This is a genomic window from Vibrio sp. 1288 (assembly GCF_033344475.1).
Genome location: NZ_JAWPOX010000201.1, coordinates 1 through 955, shown reverse-complemented (window position 1 = coordinate 955; position 955 = coordinate 1). Strand labels below are relative to the sequence as shown.

Below are 955 nucleotides of genomic sequence, written 5' to 3'. Positions count from 1 at the left end.
TAGCTAACTAAGTAAGACGCCACTAATAGGTAAGGTTTTACATCACCTAGGGGCGAAAACGCTTTGTCGATCGTTTTAAATCGTTCATCAATAGAATCACAGGCGAGGATTTGACTGAATGGTTCGATTGATAAAGCTTCATTTGTTTTGAAAAACTGATGGACATTTTCCAACTGAACTTTATGAACGTGTTCGACTTTAGTTAGTGCATTTGTTAGATCTGAAATATTAATCGACATTGCTACTTAATGACCTTATCTACAGGCTTTGCTGAGCCATAGGACGTGGGCTTTATATTTGGCGGTAGAGTATCACTAACCTGTGGAGCACAGACTGATGGAGATCAATTTGTGCAGTTCGTACCAGTGTCAAACGCTTTGAGATAGAGGTGAGCTAGCAGAAAGTCTAAGCATCTAATGCTTGGATGGCGATATTATGCTTAATGTAAAACCGAAGTAAGTATTTTTATTCTTTATCAAATGTAGATTATGAATGGAAATAATTGAGTTTTCATTAAATAAATATGAAATATAAATAACGTAATAAAAATACTCTTTCTAATTAACTTCACTATTAAGATGGATGTTTTTCTTCGTTTTTCATAATAATCTAGATCAAAATCACAGCATCATTAAATTCAATATAACCAAGAAGTGGCGCTAGTTAATTAGCTTTACATATCAATAAATTACTACTATTTTTGTTGTATGCGTCTTATGGTGTTAATTTATGAAGTACTTAGTTACAGGTGCGGCAGGTTTTATTGGTAGTGCAACTATTAGAAAACTAAACTCATTAGGATATGAGGTTGTAGGTATTGATAATATCAATGACTATTATGATGTTGAGTTAAAGTATGCAAGATTAAGTTTTATAAAAAATCCATTATTTCGATTCTTTAATATGGATATATCAAATAAAAATGAAATAGAACGTTTATTTGAGAAAGAAAAGT

At 31.7% G+C, this 955-nt stretch carries 2 protein-coding genes; one reads left to right on the top strand and one right to left on the bottom strand.

Translation table 11 applies throughout. The annotated features are described in order from the left end of the window. The coding region (locus R8O11_RS25665; protein ID WP_318194668.1) for a hypothetical protein at positions 1-239 on the bottom strand (239 nt) is incomplete at its 3' end. Positions 240-729: 490 nt separating this feature from the next. Here R8O11_RS25665 and R8O11_RS25660 point away from each other — a divergent pair. Further along, the coding region (locus tag R8O11_RS25660; protein WP_318194667.1) for an NAD-dependent epimerase/dehydratase family protein at positions 730-955 on the top strand (226 nt) is incomplete at its 3' end.